At 69.5% G+C, this 2,121-nt stretch carries 2 protein-coding genes; one reads left to right on the forward strand and one right to left on the reverse strand.

The features are described from left to right. Positions 1-14: 14 nt before the first annotated feature. Positions 15-521 carry a DUF5949 family protein gene (locus BHU15_RS37390; protein WP_023541063.1) on the reverse strand — a complete coding sequence of 169 codons (507 nt, stop codon included), beginning with the start codon at positions 519-521 and terminating at the stop codon, positions 15-17. Between the two features lie 175 nt (positions 522-696). On the opposite strand from BHU15_RS37390, the gene BHU15_RS37395 reads away from it, so the two are divergent. After that, entirely contained in the window at positions 697-1,938 is a 1,242-nt protein-coding gene (locus BHU15_RS37395) for a cytochrome P450 (protein WP_069631134.1), read from the forward strand. Positions 1,939-2,121: the final 183 nt, after the last annotated feature.

Below are 2,121 nucleotides of genomic sequence, written 5' to 3' on the forward strand. Positions count from 1 at the left end.
CGCGGGGGCGGCGCTCAGCCGCGCAGGCTGCTCACCGGCACCAGGCAGTGCGCGGCCCCGGTCAGCACGGCCTCGTCGCCGACGAAGGCGCGCAGCGTCTCCTCGCTCACCGGCTTGCCGGGGGTGCCCTCGGGCCACGGCTGGGTGGCGATGATGAAGTACACGGCGCCGGTCTCGCGCGCGTCCTCTTCCCACTCGGGCGGGACGGCGCACTGGGCCTTGAGATACGGCATGGTCAGGACGGCCCGTCCGGCCTGCACCAGCAGCGTGATCGGGACGCCCGGCGACGTCGCCACATCGATCAGACCCGCGCCGGTCCTGAGACCGACCTCCTTGATGACGGCGTGCATCGCCTCTTCCCCGGCCTCGGCGCCGTCACGGCCGTCACCGAGTGAATAGGCGAGCAGGAAAGGCGGGTTGCGCTCGTCGTCGGACGGTTCGCTGGTCCAGGGAATTACCGTGAGGGTGCCGAGCAGAGGGGCGTATTGCAGGCTTCCCTGCGCGGTGTTGGTAGAGGTCATGCTTCGGCACAGTAGCGGCCCATGGGCGTCGTAGGTGAGTTCGCGTCACCCGAGTGGCGGAGTATTCGCCCTCTTGTGCGACGGCGGTCGTTCGACACCCCCGACTGCCGTACATCGGACGCCCGCTGATGGCTTGTCACCCGTGGGAAGCTCGACGCCACGGAAGGAATGAACAATGACGCCGAATCTCGCCGATCCCTCATTCTGGCAACTCCCGCATTCCGAAAGGCTGGCGGGTTTCGCCGAGCTTCGCGCCGCCGGGGCGCCGCGGTACTTCGTGGAGCGGCCCGGAGGCCGGCTGCGGCCGGAGCGGGGCTTCCACGCGCTGGTCAGGCACGCGGACGTGGTGGAGGCCAGCCGTGACGCGCGGGTGTTCGGCAGCGCGCCGGGCGTCACCACTCCGGAGCCGGCCCGCTGGGTGCGGGCGCTTTTCGGGGAGTCCCTGGTCAATCTCGACGAGCCGCAGCACACGCAGTTGCGCCGTATCGTCTCCCGGGCCTTCACCCCCCGCATTCTCGCCGCGACGGAGGAGGACGTCCGTTCGGTGGCGACCCGCATTGTGGACGACATGCTCAGGGAGCGTCCGGCGGATTTCGTCACGGCCGTCGCGTCACGTATGCCGTTCGAAATCATCTGCAATCTGATGGGTATCCCCGAGAAGGAACGCCCGTCGATCCTCGCGCAGGTGAATCGGGCGTCGGTCGAAACGGGTGTGGCGCGTACGGTACGGCAGCGAATTCGCGTCCCAGGAAAGGGCCTTCGCGCCTTGGCGTCCATGCAGGGAATGGTCGCGGAGCTCGGGCGGCAGCGGCGCAGGAATCCGACCGGGGATCTCATCTCCGCGCTCGTGAACGCCGACATCGACGGCCAGTCGCTGAACGGCCGCCAACTCGGTTCGTTCTTCTCGCTGTTGATGGTCGCCGGGGTGGAGACCACACGGAACGCCATCGCGCACGGCATGTCGCTGCTGACCGATCATCCCGATCAGCGGGCCCTGCTGCTCGACGACTTCGACCGGTACGCGGACGGCGCCGTCGAGGAGATCGTGCGCCACTCGACGCCCATCATCCAGTTCCGGCGCAGGCTCACCCGGGACCACCGGCTGAACGGGCACGCCTTCCGGCGGGGCGACCGGGTGGTGCTGTTCTACGCCTCCGCCAACCGCGACGAGTCGGTCTTCACCGACCCGGACCGCTTCGACATCACCCGCAGCCCCAACCCGCATGTCGGGTACGGGGGCGGCGGGCCGCACTACTGCCTGGGCACGTTCCTGGCGAAGCAGGAGATGAAGGCGCTGTTCCGGGAGTTGCTGACCAGGTCGCCCGAACTGCGCACCGTGGGCGCCCCGGTGCTGGTGCCGTCGAACTTCGACAACCGGGTGCGCTCGATGCCGTGCGCGTACGCGGGAGGCCGCTGACCGTCCTGGTTCTCGCGGCGGGCGCGGGTCGTTACGCGACGGCGCCCGCCGCCTCGGTCTCCACGTCCGCGAGACGCGTGAGGAACTCCGCGATCGTGGTGAGCTGCGCCTCGTCGTAGTCGGCGAGCAGCGCGCGCAGCCGCTTGAGCCGGGGCGCGTCCTCCCGCTCCAGCCACTCGGTGT

This window comes from Streptomyces niveus (assembly GCF_001723055.1).
Lineage (GTDB): Bacteria > Actinomycetota > Actinomycetes > Streptomycetales > Streptomycetaceae > Streptomyces > Streptomyces niveus.